Below are 19,652 nucleotides of genomic sequence, written 5' to 3'. Positions count from 1 at the left end.
GGAGGTTTGATGGTTGCTTCTCATCAAGATAAATCTCTCTCATTTTAATATGATAATCAATATAACAACAAGTTTAAATATGAAAATTAAATACTTATATATTCTCATTGTATTAGTTGCTTCAACAACATTACAATCTCAAACATTAAAACGCAAAGGTATGTTAGGTGTTATGATGCAAACATTAACCGACAGTATTGCAATACAGAACAATTTTAAGGTTAAAACAGGAGTGCATATTACTGCTGTTATGCCAAACTCAACATTCGCAAATTTAGGAGTAAAGCAAGATGATGTACTTACAAAATTGAATGGGTCATCCGTTAGAACAATTCAAGATGTTTTAGCAATTACTGGTGAGATGTATGAAGGAGATTACATTGAAGCTGAATTTTATTCAGGCAATTCAAAGAAAATTAAATCGACTGCTTTATTGGGTAGACCTATAGAAACTTTTGAAAATGGAGATGTTACCTATGGTGAAGTAGTTTATGAAGGTAATGTACTAAGAAGTATTCTGGTAACACCTAAACATAAAATTAAGGCTCCTGTTGTGTATTTTTTACAAGGTTATACCTGCGGAACTGTTGAAACAACTACCGATGATAATCCGGCAAAAAAGTTAATGTCTGATTGGGTTAATGCTGGTTTTGCAGTTTATAGGGTTGAAAAACCAGGAGTAGGAGATAGTAAGAGCAGTAAGCATTGTATGCAAATAAGTTTTAATGAAGAGCTTACTGCATTTAAAGAAGGTTATAAAGACTTGTTGAAACAAGAAACAATAGATACTGATAACATCTTTATGTTTGGTCACTCCATGGGAGGTGTCATTGCTCCACTTTTAAACGACATGAAATCACCTCGTGGCATTTTAACCTACGGAAGCATAGCTCAGAATTGGTACGATTATATGGTAGATTTATATACCATACAACCAAAGCATTTTGGTGTTTCCGATGCACAAATTAAAGAAGATAATAAGATTAATTTAAAGTTTAATGAAGACTTTTTAATTAATAAACTTTCAGGTTCAGAAATTCTTGAGAACGAAGCTTATGCCAATTTTTTTAGAGATAATGAAGTCAATTTCAGACAAAACCAATACATAGGACGGCATTTCGACTTTTGGCAAAATTTAGGAGATGTTAATATTCCTGAAGCCTGGACAAAAGTAAAGACCAATGTTTTGGCAATGTATGGAGAATTCGATATTCAGGCAATCAGTCCAAAAAGTGCAGAAAAAATAGCTGATATAGTTAATAAAAATGGAGGTAAAGGAGAATTTATTGTAGTTAAGAAAGCTGATCATGGTTTTGTGAATTTTGACTCAATGCAGCATAATGCCGAAACTTTAGGAAATGGTACTTACATGACACATGCACGTGACAATTACAGTGTCGCGTTAGGAAAAGAGAGTGTTAAATGGATGAAAGCAAAAGTTAAATAATAACGAAAAGAAAGATGCTAATTGTTTTATATGGTTTGATAATGGCATATTTATTAAACTCACATAGGTTGCTAATTCATCTAATGAGGTAAAGTTTGTATCATTAAGAAAGAAAAGTATTCCCGCTTTTAATAGCATTAGCAATTATAGTTCAATTTGATACAGAAGATTGAAGATGAAGACGTATAGTAAATTACATAGTGTAGTGATTCTTCTATTAGTTTCACCACTATTATGTTCTCAGAATATAAGCTTTGAAACTGTTCGCAATGATTTTGTAAAGAATTATATCGCATTACAAATACCTTATCATCAAGCCAATTATGTGCAAAATTTAAAGTCTATTAAACCAATTGAAAATATAATTCAGCAGGAGGTTTTTTTTAAAACGGTTGCAAAGCAATTAACTAATGTGGATGTTAAAAACTTAAATGAATATCAGCAACTAGATTATCACCTTATGAATTACGAAGTCGCATCGAATTTAGAACGTATCTCTTTGGAAAAACAATGGGATGATGCAACTGAGTTGGATGATAAAAGGAGTATTTACACTATTAAGAATGGAAAAAATTGGTATGCTTATTTATTGAAGAAATGGGTTGATATAACTGTAACACCAGACGAAATGTTTCAATTTGGAATAGATGAGATTGAAAAAGTTAAGTCCAATATGAAAGACTTGCAAGTTGGGTCTGGACTTTCAGAGCAAGCCTTTCAAGAGTATTTAAACCATGCTTCATTCTTTATGCATAATGTTGAGGATATTCAGCAAGCATTTGAGAACACCAAAAGAGAAGTTGCCAAAAAAGCAACAAATTTTTTCCCATATATTGATGGTATACCTGATGTAAATATAACTCAAGGTACTAATGAGTCTCTTTCACAAGTTCCAGCATATTATAACAATAGTACATTCTATTTTAATTATTTTAATGAGCCTTTTAATAAGCGTCAGTTAGATTGGATTTATATTCATGAAGGCATTCCAGGGCATCATTATCAAATCATGGTTAATGCTATTATGAAACGTACAGATATACAGCAATTGTTTTGGTACTCTGGCTTTGTAGAAGGTTGGGGTGCTTATGTGGAACATTTTGGTAAAGAGTTAGGTGTTTATAAAACCATATATGATGAATTCGGTAAATGGGAATGGGATTTAATACGCTCTGTTAGAGTTGTTTTAGATGTGGGTATAAATTATTATGGCTGGTCAGACGAAAAGGCAATTTCCTTTTGGAAAGCGCATATCGTAGATCAAGATGCTATTGGCTGGCGAGAAATAGCTCGTATGAAACGTTGGCCAGCCCAAGTTATTACCTATAAGTATGGTTCAGATGTATTTCTTAAATTTTTGAATGAAGCAAAAAGGAAAGAAGATTTTGAATATATAAAATTTCATAATGACTTATTGATGTATGGAGACATACCTATTTCGCTTTTAGAGTTTAACCTAAAAAGTGATTGATTTTAAAATACTTGTAGTTACAGGTGAAGGCTAAACTCTGGTTAGATAAGTACTATCATCTATTGTTCTTTATTCAATTTTAAACTTACTTATTATCAGTTGCACTAAATTTTTATCGTGCATTAACTGTAAAAATCAATACAGGTAGCGTTACTTTGTGTGTCGGGAAACAACTCACTTAAAAAGAAATTCAACCAAAATATCCATTAAAAGAATTAGCGATAATAAAAATTGTTTATCTTTTTGGTTTCAATTTTTGATATTTAGACACTCATAAAGGACTGTCAATGTCCTTAAATAAAGTAGTTTAAAGTCATTAAAAACCTAGTGTCTTTTATGGCAGTTGTTTTTTCAACAATATATAACAAAGCTATTCAACTTGCCTTATCCGAAGGTTTAACTAAAGAGCATCTTAACTACTACATAGATTATAAAGTAGAGAATAAGCGTGTGCCAATGGAACTGTTGCTAGAAGTGTATGAGTTGGCAGCAGATAAGCTACAAGCAGGTTTTGGATTACGACAAGGCAAGCAACTAGATACTACAGATTATGGAACGTTAGGCTTATCTTGGAAAACATGTTTAAAAGCTATCGATGTGTTAAACAATGTAAAGCGTTATATGGTTCTAGTTACTGATGACGGCAGTATTGAGTTGGACGCAAGTGAAGGTAAAACTAAACTTGTTTTAAACAGAGAGGTTTATAGAACTGGTATAAAAACAGCCAATGAAGCCTCTTTTGTGATGCTGGTTGGAATTTTAAATGAAGTAACAGGCAAAAACATTAAGCCTATTGAGGTGAATTTTAAACACTCATTTTCTGATAGTGATTATTTTTCTGAATATTTTGACTGCCCTGTGAATTTTAATGCAACTGAAAATACTTTGGTTTTTAATTCTAAAGTGTTAGAGGTATCTACAATAAAAGCCGATAAATTTATTCATCAATTTCTGCTGGAACGTATGGAGCAGGAAAAATCAAAATTAAGCGAACAAGAAGATGTGCTCACTTCTGAAATCAATAAACTACTAAAAGAATCTATGGCAAGTGGTATACCAAGCATTTCACAGGTTGGTGACTATTTGGGCATGAGTGCAAGAACCTTAAAGCGAAGATTGGCAGATAGAAATTTGTCTTTTAGAGAGCTTATTCAAAAAAATCAACACGAAACCGCTACTCAATTACTTTCCAATTCATCGCAATCGGTTGGTGAAATTGCCTTCTTAACAGGCTTTTCTGAACAAAGCGCTTTTAATAGAGCGTTTAAAAGGTGGACAGGTCAAGCGCCTAATGAATATCGCAAAAACCTGTAGCCAGTTATACTGTCCTCAATAATCAATTTTTTGGCTTAAAAAGTCAATACATAAAACATCGATTAATTGACATTTGTCATTGAACAAAAAACGTTTGAAGTAACAAATAAGTTTTTCATTCGTGTTCTTTATTCAATCAAAACAATCAAAACAATCAAAAAATGAAAAAAACTATTTTATGTATCGTCCTTTTTTTACCAATCATCCTACTTTCTCAAACAAAAAATACCAAGAAAAAGGTTTTGATGGTAGTAAGCAGTTACGGAAAAGATATGGGATCTGTAAGACCAGGTTATGAGTTTGATGAATTCTCTCAAGCGTATTTAATTTTTAAAAACAATAATTTATCTATTGATGTTGCTAGCCCAAAAGGCGGTAAAGCAGAGCCAGATAAGTATAACAGTGAAAAGTTATACAACAAAACACTATTGGAAGACAAACAGGCTTTAAGCTTATTAGACAACACCATAGCTACGGCAAACATAAATGCAGATGACTACAACGCGATTTATATTGTTGGAGGTAAAGGTGCTATGTTTGATTTGCCTTTCGACCCTTCTCTTCAGGAAATTATATTGAATTTATACAAAAGAGAACATACTGTTATTTCATCTGTGTGTCACGGACCAGCAGCTTTTGTAAATGTGGTTGATGACAAAGATTACATTATAAATGGTGTAGAACTAACTAGTTTTTGTAACGTAGAAGAAGAACTTTTTGGAAAAAAATGGGTAAAGGAGTTTCCTTTTAGTTTAGAAACCAAATTAGAATCAAGAGGCGCTATTTTTAAACAAACCGATTTTATGCTTTCAAAAGTAGTTGTTTCAGGGAAATTTGTAACAGGTCAAAATCCTTTTTCAACAACAAAATCAGCAGAAGCTGTTGTGGAATCTTTAGGACTTACGCCTGTAAAAAGGGAATTTTATAATGATGAAAGAAGTGCCTATTTAATTCAGGACGTGTTGGATAATACCAAAACTATAGCTTGGGCTGAAGAAGAACTCGCTAAGAACAATGCTAATTACGATTTACCATTGGTAGCTGCGTATGGTTATTACAAGATTTTAGCATCGACTGAAAATAATGAGGAATTGAAGAAAGGTATTGCATTAGTAGAATTGACTTCACCTCACTTTTTTAATGAAAATCTACAGTATTTATTAGCCAAAACCTATGTGTCGTTAGGCGAGAAAGATAAAGCAAGACGCATTGCAAACGATTTGATTTCTAAAGATTTGATGAAAGAAGAGTCAGAGAAATTATTGAAAGAGTTGAACTAATTACTGCGTGACATAAACGAATACAAGTGCGTTGTCCCAAATTATCAAATCTTTGGCACTAACAGTCAATAAAAACAAGTGCCTATTTCTGAATTTTGCTTATAAATCAAAACATCGAAATTATGAAAAGTGTAAAAGCGTTAGCGAGTATAAAACAGATTAGACTTACAGGATTTCTTTACCTATTGGTTATAATTTGTGCTGGTTTTAGTCAAGGGTATGTTAGAGGAACTCTTATTGTGCCAGATAATGCTGTAGAAACCGCAAATAATATACTTCAAAATAAAAGTTTGTTTCAATTAGGTTTAACCACAGATTTAATAGCATTCCTTTTAGATGCGGTAATAGCTATGCTGCTGTATAAGATATTTAAACCTTTCAATAAAACTTTAGCCATGGTGTCTTCGGCCTATAGACTTATAGCACATCCAGCTATAGGAAGTTTAAATTTATTGAATCACTACATGGCTTTGAAGGTGCTTGAAACAAGCGGGATGTCAAGCGCATTCAGTGAAGCACAAGCTCAGGAAATGAGCAGTCTGTTGATGGAAGCGCATCATTACGGATATTTAATTGCTGGTGGATTTTTTGGTATTCATTGCTTGTTACTCGCTATCCTTATATACAAATCCAATGTGTTTCCAAAAGTATTTGGTGGTTTGTTGTTAGGTGCTTCAGCAGGTTATCTTATTGAAACTTTTGGAAATTTTAATGTTCCAGGCTATGAAGGTTATACCGCATTAATAGTAGGAGTTGCAGCTGCTCTTGGTGAGGTAGGATTAACACTTTATATGATTATAAAGGGAACAACATCGTCCTATAAGAATTTAAAAGAATTAGCATTATGAAAGCTAAATTAATTAAGCATATTATACTTATTACCATTGTGGTTTTGTCTTGTCATCAATCAAACGCACAGTTAGCTAATAAAATAGAAATGACTGAAGATTATCAATTGTTGGGTTTAGGAACTCAACACAAAATTCAGTCAGATATTTTAAAGGAAGAACGCCCTGTAATTATTTCTTTACCTGTAGGCTATCATGATAACCAAGCAGAATATCCAGTGCTATATGTCTTAGATGGTTTGCAAAACATAAAACACACAGTTGGTACTGTTGAGCTGTTAACCGAGTCGGGATTAATTCCACCTATAATTGTGGTTGGTATTCAGAGTTTGGACAGAAATAGAGATTTTACTCCTTCAAAAGCTGGAAAGGATTTACAAGGAAGCACTGGGAATTCCGGAATACCGCAGAGTGGAGGTGCACCAAAATTTCTAGAGTTTTTAAGTGAGGAGTTAATTCCTTTTGTGGATAACAATTATAGAACTCACCCTTATCGTATTCTAGAAGGTCATTCTTTTGGAGGTTTGTTTAGTGTTTACACACTCATGGAAAACCCAGAACTTTTTGATGCTTTTATTATACAAGCACCAGCATTGTGGTGGAACAAAGAAGAAATGACCGAAAAGGTAAAAACCTTCTTCAAATCCAATAGGATACTAAACAAAACAGTCTACTTCGGAATTGGTGGCGGAGATGGTTGGGGAATGCAACAGGAACTAATTAGGTATGTTGATGTTGTAAAACAACACCAACCAAAAAACTTTAGATGGCTTCATGAAGAGTTAGGTGATGAAGGTCATATGGCATCTAGGTTGCTGTTGAATTACAATGGTTTAAAGTTTTTGTTTTCTGATTTAAAACTAAGCGATGAGTTAATCAGTAATTTCAATGATGATTGCTTTTTAGATGCTGAAGAACAATTGAAGACCAAGTATGGCAATATGGCAAGACGACCTGCTGAAGATTATTTTAATCTTGTTTCGGTTTTGGTTAATAAAGAGAATGACTTAGAAGCTATAACTGTACTAAAAAAAGCCTCAGAAGCCTATCCAATGTATATTGGGTTGTTGACGCAATTGGCAAAATTATATGAAAAGACCAATCAAAAGGAAAAAGCTATAGAAACGTATTTTTTAGGTATTGAGGTGTCAAAAAAATACAAACAAGGACAAGAAGAAGATTTGCAAAAGGAAATAGATAAATTGCGTAAAATCCAAGGCAACACCAATTAATAATCAATCAAAAACGAACATTATGAATACATTAAAAATCGACAACCTAAATCTAACTTATAAAAATGGCTACAATGCCATTAACGGAATTTCCCTAGAAATAAAGAATGGGATGTTTGGTTTGTTAGGTCCCAATGGAGCAGGTAAATCTTCTTTAATGAAAACAATCGTAGGCTTACAAAAACCAACCTCAGGTTCAATTGCCTTTAATGACATTGATGTTGTAGAAGATGCAGATTATATCAAAAAAAATCTAGGGTTCTTACCGCAGGATTTTGGAGTTTATCCCAAAGTAAATGCTTATGATTTATTAAATCATATAGCCATTTTAAAAGGGATTAATAACAAAGCTGAACGTCAAAAACAGATTCAATACTTGTTAGAAAAGGTAAATCTTTGGGATTTTAGAGATAAAGAGGTGCACACGTTTTCTGGTGGTATGAAACAACGCTTTGGTGTTGCTCAAGCTTTACTTGGTGATCCAAAAATCATTATTGTCGATGAACCAACAGCAGGACTGGATCCAGAAGAACGTAATCGCTTCAATACACTTTTAAGTGACATTAGTAATGAGGTTGTAGTGATTTTATCGACTCACTTGGTTGAAGATGTGAAAAATTTATGTTCTGAAATGACCGTAATGAATAGAGGTCGAATTCTTAAAACAGGAAAGCCTAAAGAATTAATCAAAGAATTAGAAGGTAAAATCTGGTCAAAAAGTATTGCTAATGAAGACTTGGAAATGTACCAATCTAATCTCAATGTTATCAGTCAACAACTTATAGAACGTCAACTTCAAATTACAGTAGTTGCACCTTCACAACCTGAAGGGTTTTCAGCAGTTAATCCAATATTAGAGCACGTATACTTTAATGTGCTTTCTCAAAACAGTTAATTATGAATGCTATACTTCAATTTCAATTAAAGCATAGTGGTAATCGTTATGTTTTAGGTTTAACAAGCGTTATATTACTGGTTATAGGATGGTTTTGTGGCTATAAATTTAACCTAACTGCTGGTGAAGGTATTTATCTTAATTCACCATACACCATTGGGTTTATGATGGCTTTGTTGAGTCTGTCCATGATATTTTTGGCTATTTTATTTGCCTTAGAGATTCTGTTTAAGGAATGGGATACAAAATTTGATATCATGTTATTCTCATATCCCGTTTCCCTTAAAACCTATTTGATAGGGAAGTTTTCAGGATTTACCTTAAAAACATTTTTAAGCTTTTTAATCTTAATTATAGGTTTCGTTATTGGTCAGAACATACGAACAGGAAGCGAAATGCAGTTAGGGTTTAGTCTTTGGTCGTATCTCTATCCCTTTTTAATTTTCGGAGTTTTAAACTGCCTTTTTGTTTGTAGCGTCTTATTTATGATTGCTTACACAACACGTAAGAAGTTATTAGTGGTCATTGGAGGGTTATTATTGTATGTGCTTTATATGGTGTTATTGGTGTTTTCTAATTCGCCATTTATGGCAGGAAGTATTCCGCAATCTATTGAAGTACAACAACTATCATCATTGTTAGACCCTTTTGGAACATCTGCCTATTTCTTTGAAGCTAGAGACTTAAGTGTTTCTGAAAAAAATCAGTTCATCGTGCCATTAAAAGGCTTTTTGGCTATCAATCGTATCGTTTATGCGGTGTTGTCAATGCTGTTTTTGGCGATTTCTTATCGTTTTTATGTGTTCAATAAAGCGACAAGTAAAAAGGTATTGAAGCGCAAACAACGTAACGTTAAAGTAGCAATTGTAAGATTAACAGAAGTCAAAACGCCTGCTCTTGATTTTGGTTTTAAGTCTGAATTGAACGCAATCATTTCCTTTGCGAAAGTTGATTTAATTTACCTGTTTAAAAGCGTAACTATAGTTGCCGTTTCTATGCTATTGGTGTTCTTCGTTGGTATGGAAATGTATTCAGATATCGATAAAGGCATACGTTTACCAAATTATTATGCCAGTTCAGGACTTTTGGCGACTTCTATTTCTCAAAGTTTTCATTTGTTAGGAGGATTCATTTTAGTGTATTTTATTAATGACATGTATTGGAGAAGTAGTTCAGCCAATTTTTACTTAATTGAAGACAGTGCATTTTTTTCAAAAGAAAAACTGAAAGGCCACTTAATGTCATTGGCTGTATTGTTAGTATTCTTAACTACATTGCTTATAGTACTGGCATTAGTGTTTCAAGTCGGTTATGGATATTCACAAATTGATTGGTTGGCTTATTTTGGAGTTATCATATTTAATACTATTCCGCTTTTCCTTTTTGGTACATTGTTACTTCTCATCAATAGTATAATCAAGAGTAAATATGTAGCCTTAGGTGTTTCAATCTTAGCGGTTTTAGTGTTTACAACACCATTAATAAAGATGTTGTTGCCTTATCCATTATTACATGTTTTTTCAGGGTTTAAGGGTGTGTTTAGTGACCTAAATGGTTATGGCGCTTACCTGTCAGCCTTTTCAAATAGATTGCTTTTTGGAATATGCCTTTTAGGATTGTTGTGGATTTTTAATTCATATTTGAAATCAAACCAATGGTCAAAAATCAAATCATTTATTGTCATTATTTTCTTTGGATTGAGCGTTTTTACTGGATTCAATTTTATGAATGGTTATTTACCAAAAAGCGAAGATGCTCAACTTATTGAAGCTATTAATTATGAAAAAAATTACCGTCATTATGAAAACATATCTCAGCCTACAATTACAGATGTAGACACAAAAATAGATTTGTATCCTTCCGAAAATGCTTATGGGATTCAAGGCAAGTATAGAATTAAAAACCTGTCAGATGAACCAATACATAAGATGCTATTTAATTTTCATGCTGATTTAAAATTAGAAAACGTAACACTTCGAATACATAATGAAGACATTTCAATAGATGAGTTTGTTTCAGAGATTGAACTTAATAAACCTTTATTACCTAATGATACAGCGACTTTAGAGTTTAATTTATCATACAAATGGTATGCTGTCAATGGACATCAATCGTTTAATGCTATTGTACAAAATGGTTCGTTTATGCGTATTAGTAATTATTATCCTTCATTGGGATATCAGCCAGATAAAGAGATAGAGGATGAGCAAAAACGAGAAGCCTACGAACTTGGTAATCCAACAACTTTAAAGAAACTTGAAGCACCAGAAGTTTTCAAAAATGACTTTATCGATTTAAATATGATGGTGTCTACAGAAAACAATCAAACACCTATGGGAATAGGTGATGTCGTTAAAACGTGGTCTGAAAACGATCGGACATATACGAAATATAAAGCCGATGGTATTCCATTTCGATTTGCAGTAGCTTCCGCTAAATACCAAAAGCAATCTATCAAGCATCGTAATATTGAGATTGAAGTGCTTTATCATGACAGGCATTTTGAAAATGTAAACCGACTACTGAAAAATGCGGTTTTAAGTTTAGATTATTGCATCGATAATTTTAATGTTTACCCATATGAAAAAATAAGCTTTGTTGAGGTGTCTTCTTTTACAAGCGGATTCGCAGCTACAGCATATCCTGCTACCATTTTTATGACCGAAAATATGATTTTCCATGCTAATATCGATAGTGATCCAAGTAAAGATGTTATCAATGAATTGGCAGGTCATGAGTTGGCTCATATTTGGTGGGGAAATAGCCAAATAAACCCAGATGAAAGGGAAGGAGCGTCCATGCTTACAGAATCTTTAGCCATGTATACCGAAATGATGATTTACAAAAAACTGTATGGTAAAGAGCCTATGATGGAACGTGTGCAAATTCATCAACAAATTTATGATAATGAAAAAGGACTTTACGGAAATCCACCGTTGTACAAAGTGCCTTATGGAGCTACACATATAGCTTACTCAAAAGGTGCGATTGCTATGGTAGAATTATCTGAATTGATTGGTGAAGACAAAGTCAATCAAGCGCTAAGAAGCTTTTTAGCTAATAATAAATATCCAAAAAAACCAACGTCTTTAGACTTACTTGAGGAATTTTACAAAGTGCTACCAAATGATGCCTTGAGGTCTAAAGTTGATCAATTGTTTATGGATGTTAACAAATAATGATGACTAGAAACCAAAAAGAAAAGCTATAGAAGCATCTTTTTAAGAATTGTTATTTAAGTAAATATTTGATTGCAATTTACTCTAGTTATTAATTATACGTCTTTCTAAATTCTGAAGGAGACATGTCTGTTTTATTTTTAAAAAGTTTGGTAAATGAAGCTGGATGTTCAAAGCCTAAGTTGTAGGCGATTTCGCTAATAGAGAGTAGAGGTGTTGCCAATTGCTCTTTAGCTTTTTCTATAATTGTATTATGAATATGTTGTTGTGTGCTTTGTCCTGTTAAGGATTTGAGCATGCTGCTTAAATAGTTAGGTGATAAGTTTAGGCGGTCAGCAACATCTTGTACTGTAGGTATGCCGTTTTCAATTGGTTGGTCATCATTGAAATATTCTGCAAGTACCTTTTCTAGTTGACTTAATACTTGATGATTAGTAATGTTTCGGGTAATAAATTGTCTTTCATAAAAACGTTCAGCATAATTGAGGAGTAGTTCTATTTGCGCAATTATGATTTTCTGACTGAATTTATCTATGTTAGACTGGTATTCGCCTTGAATTTGCATTAAAATATTTAACATCATTTGTTCTTCCTTTTCTGAAAGGAATAATGCTTCGTTTACGGTGTATCCAAAAAACTCATATTGCTTTATGGTTTTTGCTAAGGACGAGTTCCATAAAAAATCAGGATGTATCAATAGTAGCCAACCCGAAGGTGTGTTGGTTTTAATGTTAGGATTTTCTCCTAAGCTCATAATTTGATTAGGCGCAATGAAAGTCATCACACCTTCATCAAAATCATATTCTTGTTGACCATAAAAGAACTTGTAAGGCACATTGCGTTTTAAGCCAATAGTGTAATAATCTTGTTTCCATTTTAGAGACTCAATATTTGAAGGATACTGCACCTGACTGTAATCCACCAAACTAATTAATGGATGTTCAGGTGCAGCTATATTGGCTTGTTTATGGTAATCACTTACCTTTTTAAAGTGTTTTAAGTCTTTCATTAGCTATAAAATTAAGAAAAGATTTTACACTAACATACCACCAGATACTTCAATACGCTGTCCGTTAATCCAGCCTGCTTTTTTAGAGCAAAGAAAAGCGACAGTTCCACCAATATCTTCGGCTTCACCTACACGACCAAGTGCTGTAATGCTAGAGATTAAGTCTGCTTTTTCTTTGTCTTTGTTGCTGCCTCCAGCAAAATCGGTTGCGATGGCTCCAGGAGCAATTACATTGGCAGTGATGTTACGTTCACCCAGTTCCTTAGCTAAGTAACGTGTAAAGACCTCAATTCCTCCTTTCATCATAGCATAAGCAGACATTCCTGGTAGGCTAAAACGTGTCAAACCACTTGATATATTAATGATTCTTCCGCCTTTATTGAGATATGGTATAGCTGCTTGTGTTAAAAAGTAGACACTTTTTAGGTGTATGTTCATCATTTCGTCAAATTGAACTTCAGTAGTGTCAGGTACTAAGTTAAACGTTCCAGTGCCTGCATTGTTAATCAAAAAATCAAAGTTTTTGCTTCCATTTTCTTGTTGTAAATAGTTGGTTGCTTTATTAATGAAATCTTGTCCGCTTTTAGGGTTGTTGGCATCAAAAGGAAATGCAGCTGCTTTTTGACCCATAGCTTCAATTTCAGAAATAACTTCGTTGGCTTTATTTTGGTTGCTGTGATATGAAAAAATGATGTTGACACCATCTTGTGCCAAATTAAGAGCCATATCGCGTCCTAAACCTCTACTGCCACCTGTAATAATTGCTGTTTTTTGTTTCATATTACTGTAGTTTTTTAATGATGATACAAAGTTGAGCAAATACTAAAAGAGATAGTTTTCCAAATCTACGTTTGTTTTGTTTAAATCTACGTTGTTATATATAATTCTGTATGGTTTATTAATGTTAGTTATAATTTTTTCTAAACTCTAAAGGAGTTAGTCCGGTTTTGGATTTAAATACTTTTGAAAAATAAGCATAGTCTGAAAACTCGAGCTGATAAGCAATTGTAGCTAAGTTATCATGAGAATGCACAATTAATCGTTTGGCTTCTAGGATGACTCGCTCAGAGATAAGCTGACTTGTAGTTTTGTTAATGGTTTTTTGAACCACTCTATTAAGATGCTTGGTAGTTATATTAAGTTCTTGTGCATAAAACTTTGGTAGTTTTTCTTTAAGGAAATGGTTGTTTATTAAATGCTCTAGCTTCTCTAATATTTGCGAATATTGAGATGTTTTAAGCTTTTCTAAATTAATATTAGTGGTATATGCTCTAGTAAGTTCAATATAAATGTCACTAAACAAGTTTACTATTTTTAATTCTCTTAAAAGGTTAGGTTGCATATATTCGATGTAAGCCTCTTTAAACTTAAGTTGTAGTAATGAGAGCTGTTGGCTTGTTAAATCTACTACAGGAGGATTCTGATAAGAATAATAAAACGGAAATGAATGTAGGGTATGATTTAAAAACTTTAGATCATAAAATTCTTGCGAATGAAAAAAGATATACCCTTCGGGTTGTGTCTTAAATTTCCAAAAATGAGTTTGTCCTGGTTTTAAGAAAAACACTCTACCTGGATTAATAGCATAAGAATCAAAATCTATTTCATGGGTGCCAGTACCTTTGGTAAATAGTACACACAGATAGAAATTATGACTGTGTGGTTTACTTATTAAATCTTTATTACGCTGTATATGTTTTGAAAATGAATTGATATACACTTCATTAAGAGGCGCTGATTCTTTAAACTGACTAATATTTAAAACAGGAAGTTGCATAATATGTCTTAAAAGTACAAATAATAGTGCAAATTCTATATATGTGAAAAGGATTAGAGGTTTTACTTTTGTTACTAATAAAATAGTTGCTTATGCGTAATGTAATTGCTGCGTTGACTTGTAAATGTCCTAAATGTAAAAACGGTAAAATTTTTAATAATAGAGGTAATCTCTTATTGTTGAATATTCCTAAAATGAATGATAAATGTCCTGTTTGTAACTATAAGTTTGAACGCGAAACTGGTTTCTTTTTTGGAGCTATGTTTGTGAGTTACGGACTTGCCGTAGCGCAAATGATTGCGAGTCTTGTGGTATTTTGGTATTTTATTGATTTATCACCTTTACGAGTTTTTGCTATTATTGCTACAATAGCTGTTTTATTAGGAACAATTAACTTTAAATTGTCGAGGTCTATTTGGATTTATATATTTTACAAGGATAAGGTATAACTATTCCTTCTTTTTAATGTCTTTTATAACCCATAGCAGCATAGTGTCTAAACCATTTTGATAGTCTTTCCAATTGTAATTTAATATTACATCTGGATAAATACCTTGGGTTACCGTTTCTGATAAATTGAATCTTCGTTTAGAATAGGTAATAACAAGTTTAGAGTTTGGTAATTCAAACTGATCCATGTCTTGATAACCAGTTGGGTTGGAACCTGTTGGTTGTCCAATTATTTTTGCATTTAGTAACTGTTTAAAAAGAGCAGAATTACTAGTTCCTGCTGAAAATGTTACAGCGTCAGTCATAACATAAACGCCTTGTTTCCAATCTACAGTATCAGACAAATTTAGAGCATAAGCTAGTGCTATACCAACATACAAATCACCACCACCATTATTGCGCATGTCAATTACAATTTTTTCAATTTTATTTTTAGAAATAAAGCCTAACAGTTCTTCGCTAAAACGTTGCATTTTTTCAAAAGAAGGATAACTATCAAATCGGATATAAACCGCATTTGTGTTTTGAATAGGAGCATACCATAAATACTCAAAAGAGAGGTTTTCAGGCTTAATGATTTCAGGAATGCCAATAACAAGTTCTTGAAAAGAATCAGAGTTTGAAGTTGTTTGATTTAAAGCGTCAAGTCTTATATCAATACTTTGATGGTTTATGTCTTGAAAAGTAAATGTTGCTGAGTTTGATTTTTTTGTAATACCAAGAGCATATAACAATTCGCTTATGGTTGCATAGTTTCCGGTTCTAACTAATAATGAATGTTGGTTTTCAACAAATTGAGCAACTTTTGAAACCTTAGACATAACCTCGTCTATTGGAACACCATCAATAGCTACAAGTGTAGATTTTAATAGGTTTTTGTTAGTATTATTAATTTTTACAACGCGCCATTGATTTTCTATATGTTTTATTTTTAAGGGATAGTCGTGGATATCATAATTACGAAGTGATACAGCTGTATGCCCATCATTTATAAGCCTTGTTAATTGCATTAATTTTAAGGTAATTTCAAAATCGTTTAATAAACCAATGCTGTCATAAATTTTACTCCATTCTGCATTAAATTTTTCTTCAGTTACAGAATGGTAAAGGTCTATATGTTTGTCTTCTAAAGATGCTTTGTAAATTTGTAAGTCTTCTTTCCAATCTATTTTGTTTGGTGTTTGAGCTAACATTGTACTTAACATCGAGACAAAAAGAATTAAAAGACAGGTTGTTTTTTTTTGAAATGTATTCATGAAACTTATTTTCTTTTTACTGCTTTTAGTAAATCAATAACCAAAAGTAAAGCATTTTTTGAAACTTCTAATTGATTAAAAGTACCCGAAATATATGTATCTAATTGTGGGCAGTACCATAAAAACGACGCTGTAGATCCTGAATGTCCAATGAGTTGTAAGTCGCTTTCTGTATTAGTTAATTCACCAACAGAAACTTGTCTTATCCCAAAACCGTATTCCATACCTTTAGTTTCAGTTACCCAATTTTGCATGGCTAAACGTGTGTCTCTCTTTACAATGGCATTAGTATTAAAAGCCTTTAAAAATGTAATTAAATCTTGAGTTGTTGAGACTAAACCGCCTCCTCCCCAATCTGCACTTAAGCTTTTAAGTGATGACAACTCGTATTGATTCGCATAAAACTTAACGATTGGAAGTTTGTTTTCTATAGAAGACGATTTTAAGTTGACATAAGAACTATTCATTTTTAATGGTTGAAAAATATGCTGCCTAAAAAACTCATCTAACGATAAACCACTGACGTTTTCTATTATCAGAGCTAAAAGAACATATTCAGTATCGGTATAATGATAACCTTCACCAGGAACAAAATGAGGTGTCATCTTTTCTTTTGAAAACTGAATCAGTTCTTGAGCAGACCACATTTTATTAGGATTCATTAATAGTTGATTGATGATATTCGGACTTCCGTCTTTAGTTTCATCTGTAAAATAATCAGGTAAACCAGACGTGTGTTGTAATAAATGTGCAATGGTTAAATCTTTTGAATAGTCTTTACCATCCAATACATGAAGGTTATTCACCAGTGAATCTGGTAAGTACTGAGTGATTTTGTCTTCAAAGTTTAATTTATTCTGATCCTTTAAAATTCCAATAGCTGTTGCGGTAAATAGTTTTGTAATACTAGCTGTGTAAAATGGATGATCTATTGAAATAGAATCTTCTTTATTTTCCGCAATCTGAATGTTAATGCCACGAGATTCAGAATACACGTGTAGTATTCCACTTTTTATATTCTCTCTTTCTAATTCAGTTTCAAAGCGTTGTATAATTGTTGTTTCTTTTGTTTGCTGAGCAATAGCTGATAATCCAACTAAAAATATTAAACCTAGAAATAAATGTTTCATAATGTTAGTTTTAGAATTTTAAGATGGTTTTATAAGTTAAAATTTTATACCAATATAAAGGTTGGGTTCAAATAAGAAATAAGAATCCCATTTGTTGTCGAGTTGCTTAAATGAATCTGGCGTATTGGTGTCAAAATGCCAAACATTACAATGAAATTGTGGTTCTATAAAAAATTGTTTCTTTTTACCAAAAGCGAAATGATAACCAATATGATACGAATTGTAAAGTTTAAAACCGTTGGCTATTTTTTTGTCATCAAGGTCTAAATAGGTTTTGTATAATGGTAAAACTTCAACCGAAGCAAACAACCCTTTCCAAAGCATACGTTGATAAGAGATACCAATACCGGTTTCACGTAAATAACCAGGGTAAAATTCGGTTTCAGAATCTATTTTATCTGTAAGTCCATCCCACCATTGTATGCCCATAGGTTGAAACAAGCGCCAAGTGGCAAATTTAACACCAACAATGTTTTTGGCGTCAAGCTCACGTTTTACATGTAATTCAATGTGTTGTGTGTTGGTTCTTTCGCCGCCTTTTCCAATATTTCCTAAAATAATTGCAGGAAAACTGACTCTATATTTTAAATCAGCGTTATTGTGTTTTTCTGGTTCTGAAATCTGTTGAGCAAAACCATGAATTGTGAAAAGTGTTAAGCAGATAATTACTAATTTTTTCATTGTGATTGATGTTTAAATTGTTCGTTTTTTGATTGAAATTTTGATGGTACAAAGATGCAGTAGAAGTGAAGGCTAATCGTTCTGAATTATGATTCGGTACCTTTTTGATATTTAGTACTAATCCTTAATTTTTACATGAATAGAAAAAGGCTTAACAGTTTTACTATTAAGCCTTTTATTAGTTCTTAGGGTTTATTTATAACAACGCCTCAGGATGCGATGTAAGTTTATCTAAATGTTTAGTGATTTTTTCAATCTCCCAGTCCCACCATTTAAGTTCCAATAATTTAGAAATGGTGTCTTCTGAAAAACGTTCTTTAATAGGTTTTGCAGGATTACCGCCAACAATAGTGTAAGGTTCTACATCTTTTGTAACAATTGCTTTTGTTGCTATTATTGCGCCATCACGAATGGTTACACCAGGCATAATGGTAGCATCGTGACCAATCCACACATCATTACCAATTATAGTATTCCCTTTGGTTGGATAGGTTTTGTCATCCATAGCATGTTGCCATGCACCACCAAAAATGGCAAAAGGGTAAGCAGATGTGGCTTCGGTTAAATGATTACCACCATTCATAATAAAAGTTGCACCAGACGCAATCATACAAAACTTACCAATGATAAGTTTATCACCTATAAAATCGAAATGGTATTTCACATTTTTTTCAAAATTTGAAACATCTTCAAAATCGTCATAATAGGTGTAGTCACCAACCTCAATATTAGGATTGTTTATGTAGTTTTTCAAAAAACATAACTTATCGTAATTGGCTAACGGAAAAACGGTATTTGGATCTGGAATGTTCATATCTCTAGTGTATTAGCTTCTTCTCTAAAATAGTCTTTTAAATGATAATCTCCATAAGTTGGTGCAATATTATCTTCTGCCATTAAGGTTAAGAAAAATTCAATCGGTCCATAGGTTTTTACACTGGTAAATGTTCTTAAAGTCCAAATAGTGAATCGTCTTAAGCAATCTGGTAAATGCGTTATTTTTATTGGCTTGTTTAATGAAGTCAGAGCGAGTTTACTAATATCATTTAAGCTTAATATATCAGGACCTCCAACGGTTAATTCGTTGTTGTAATCTTCTAAGTTATCGACAATAGCTTTTGCTAAATCCTCTCCGTGAATTGGATTGAATCTTTGATTGCCTGATCCAAATAAATACACACGACCCGATTTTGCCATTTGTAAAAAGTCTTTCATATCAGAGAAAAAGCCATTAGGTCTAATAATGGTATAATTTAATCCTGAAGTTTTTAAAGCATCAACAAACTTCTCTTTGGCTTCAAAAATCTTCAAATTTCGATGTTTATTGCCATTAATAGCAGACACATAAACAAAGTGGCTTACACCAGACTTTTTAGCTTCTTCAAGTAAATTCATATTTGCTTGATAATCGACATCCATATAAGTTAAACCATCTTTTTGCCTCGTAATACCAACGGTTGAAATAACCGTATCTATGCCCTTACAAATGTCTCTTAAAGTTTCTGGTTTGGTGACTTCAGCTTGCTTAATTTCCAGATAGTTTTCATTAGGATTATCTAGTTGGTTTGGCTTACGGACAATAGCAACCACCTGGTTTTGTTTTTCTATTAAAACCTTTAATAAGTGTCTACCAAGATAACCAGTAGCACCTGCCAATAAAACGTTGGTATGTTGCATGCCTTT

At 32.7% G+C, this 19,652-nt stretch carries 17 protein-coding genes; 9 read left to right on the top strand and 8 right to left on the bottom strand.

Going from position 1 to position 19,652, the window contains the following annotated elements; genetic code table 11:
• The first annotated feature begins 79 nt into the window (after nucleotides 1-79).
• From DMZ43_RS08800 to DMZ43_RS08765, 8 genes are all read left to right on the top strand, one after another.
• Nucleotides 80-1,447 carry a serine aminopeptidase domain-containing protein gene (locus DMZ43_RS08800; protein ID WP_161566745.1) on the top strand — a complete coding sequence of 456 codons (1,368 nt, stop codon included), beginning with the start codon at nucleotides 80-82 and terminating at the stop codon, nucleotides 1,445-1,447.
• A 175-nt stretch (nucleotides 1,448-1,622) separates the two neighbouring features.
• Nucleotides 1,623-2,918: a DUF885 domain-containing protein gene (locus tag DMZ43_RS08795; RefSeq protein ID WP_131507525.1), complete on the top strand. Its 1,296-nt coding sequence runs from the start codon at nucleotides 1,623-1,625 to the stop codon at nucleotides 2,916-2,918.
• A 336-nt stretch (nucleotides 2,919-3,254) separates the two neighbouring features.
• Complete coding sequence (locus tag DMZ43_RS08790; RefSeq protein WP_131507523.1) at nucleotides 3,255-4,232, top strand: AraC family transcriptional regulator; 978 nt, start codon at nucleotides 3,255-3,257, stop codon at nucleotides 4,230-4,232.
• A gap of 161 nt (nucleotides 4,233-4,393) precedes the next feature.
• Nucleotides 4,394-5,512 (top strand): type 1 glutamine amidotransferase domain-containing protein, encoded by a 1,119-nt coding sequence (locus tag DMZ43_RS08785; protein WP_131507521.1) that lies wholly within the window; start codon nucleotides 4,394-4,396, stop codon nucleotides 5,510-5,512.
• A gap of 122 nt (nucleotides 5,513-5,634) precedes the next feature.
• On the top strand, nucleotides 5,635-6,360 hold the full coding sequence (locus DMZ43_RS08780) for a DUF4386 domain-containing protein (RefSeq protein WP_131507519.1): 726 nt from the start codon (nucleotides 5,635-5,637) through the stop codon (nucleotides 6,358-6,360).
• The gene (locus DMZ43_RS08775; protein WP_131507518.1) at nucleotides 6,357-7,592 is read left to right on the top strand and encodes an alpha/beta hydrolase-fold protein; all 1,236 of its coding nucleotides are present in this window, start codon (nucleotides 6,357-6,359) and stop codon (nucleotides 7,590-7,592) included. The genes DMZ43_RS08780 and DMZ43_RS08775 overlap by 4 nt, the downstream gene beginning before the upstream one ends.
• A gap of 22 nt (nucleotides 7,593-7,614) precedes the next feature.
• Nucleotides 7,615-8,487 (top strand): ABC transporter ATP-binding protein, encoded by an 873-nt coding sequence (locus DMZ43_RS08770; protein WP_131507516.1) that lies wholly within the window; start codon nucleotides 7,615-7,617, stop codon nucleotides 8,485-8,487.
• Nucleotides 8,488-8,489: 2 nt separating this feature from the next.
• Nucleotides 8,490-11,666 carry a M1 family aminopeptidase gene (locus tag DMZ43_RS08765; protein WP_238155805.1) on the top strand — a complete coding sequence of 1,059 codons (3,177 nt, stop codon included), beginning with the start codon at nucleotides 8,490-8,492 and terminating at the stop codon, nucleotides 11,664-11,666.
• A 91-nt stretch (nucleotides 11,667-11,757) separates the two neighbouring features.
• On the opposite strand, the gene DMZ43_RS08760 is transcribed toward DMZ43_RS08765, so the two are convergent.
• The 3 genes from DMZ43_RS08760 to DMZ43_RS08750 all read right to left on the bottom strand — a co-directional run bounded on the left by DMZ43_RS08760 (nucleotide 11,758) and on the right by DMZ43_RS08750 (nucleotide 14,452).
• The gene (locus DMZ43_RS08760) at nucleotides 11,758-12,675 is read right to left on the bottom strand and encodes an AraC family transcriptional regulator (RefSeq protein ID WP_131507514.1); all 918 of its coding nucleotides are present in this window, start codon (nucleotides 12,673-12,675) and stop codon (nucleotides 11,758-11,760) included.
• Nucleotides 12,676-12,699: 24 nt separating this feature from the next.
• On the bottom strand, nucleotides 12,700-13,455 hold the full coding sequence (locus tag DMZ43_RS08755) for an SDR family NAD(P)-dependent oxidoreductase (RefSeq protein WP_131507512.1): 756 nt from the start codon (nucleotides 13,453-13,455) through the stop codon (nucleotides 12,700-12,702).
• A gap of 124 nt (nucleotides 13,456-13,579) precedes the next feature.
• The gene (locus DMZ43_RS08750; RefSeq protein ID WP_131507510.1) at nucleotides 13,580-14,452 is read right to left on the bottom strand and encodes an AraC family transcriptional regulator; all 873 of its coding nucleotides are present in this window, start codon (nucleotides 14,450-14,452) and stop codon (nucleotides 13,580-13,582) included.
• Nucleotides 14,453-14,544: 92 nt separating this feature from the next.
• Between DMZ43_RS08750 and DMZ43_RS08745 the strand changes: the two genes are divergently transcribed.
• On the top strand, nucleotides 14,545-14,901 hold the full coding sequence (locus DMZ43_RS08745; RefSeq protein ID WP_129760646.1) for a DUF983 domain-containing protein: 357 nt from the start codon (nucleotides 14,545-14,547) through the stop codon (nucleotides 14,899-14,901).
• Here the strand turns inward: DMZ43_RS08745 and DMZ43_RS08740 are convergent, their stop codons facing one another.
• The 5 genes from DMZ43_RS08740 to DMZ43_RS08720 form a co-directional block, all read right to left on the bottom strand.
• Complete coding sequence (locus tag DMZ43_RS08740) at nucleotides 14,902-16,158, bottom strand: S41 family peptidase (protein WP_238155804.1); 1,257 nt, start codon at nucleotides 16,156-16,158, stop codon at nucleotides 14,902-14,904.
• Nucleotides 16,159-16,163: 5 nt separating this feature from the next.
• Nucleotides 16,164-17,288, bottom strand: coding sequence for a serine hydrolase (locus tag DMZ43_RS08735; RefSeq protein ID WP_131507508.1), 1,125 nt, complete (start codon nucleotides 17,286-17,288; stop codon nucleotides 16,164-16,166).
• Between the two features lie 36 nt (nucleotides 17,289-17,324).
• Nucleotides 17,325-17,969 (bottom strand): hypothetical protein, encoded by a 645-nt coding sequence (locus DMZ43_RS08730; protein ID WP_131507506.1) that lies wholly within the window; start codon nucleotides 17,967-17,969, stop codon nucleotides 17,325-17,327.
• A gap of 196 nt (nucleotides 17,970-18,165) precedes the next feature.
• Nucleotides 18,166-18,783: a CatB-related O-acetyltransferase gene (locus DMZ43_RS08725; protein WP_131507505.1), complete on the bottom strand. Its 618-nt coding sequence runs from the start codon at nucleotides 18,781-18,783 to the stop codon at nucleotides 18,166-18,168.
• Nucleotides 18,780-19,646 (bottom strand): SDR family oxidoreductase, encoded by an 867-nt coding sequence (locus DMZ43_RS08720; protein WP_131507503.1) that lies wholly within the window; start codon nucleotides 19,644-19,646, stop codon nucleotides 18,780-18,782. The genes DMZ43_RS08725 and DMZ43_RS08720 overlap by 4 nt, the downstream gene beginning before the upstream one ends.
• Nucleotides 19,647-19,652 lie beyond the last annotated feature (6 nt).

It is taken from the genome of Meridianimaribacter sp. CL38 (genome assembly GCF_004328055.1).
GTDB lineage: Bacteria > Bacteroidota > Bacteroidia > Flavobacteriales > Flavobacteriaceae > Gaetbulibacter_B > Gaetbulibacter_B jejuensis.
The sequence above is the reverse complement of the archived record's forward strand: the minus strand, read 5'-3'. Positions and strand labels throughout refer to the sequence as shown.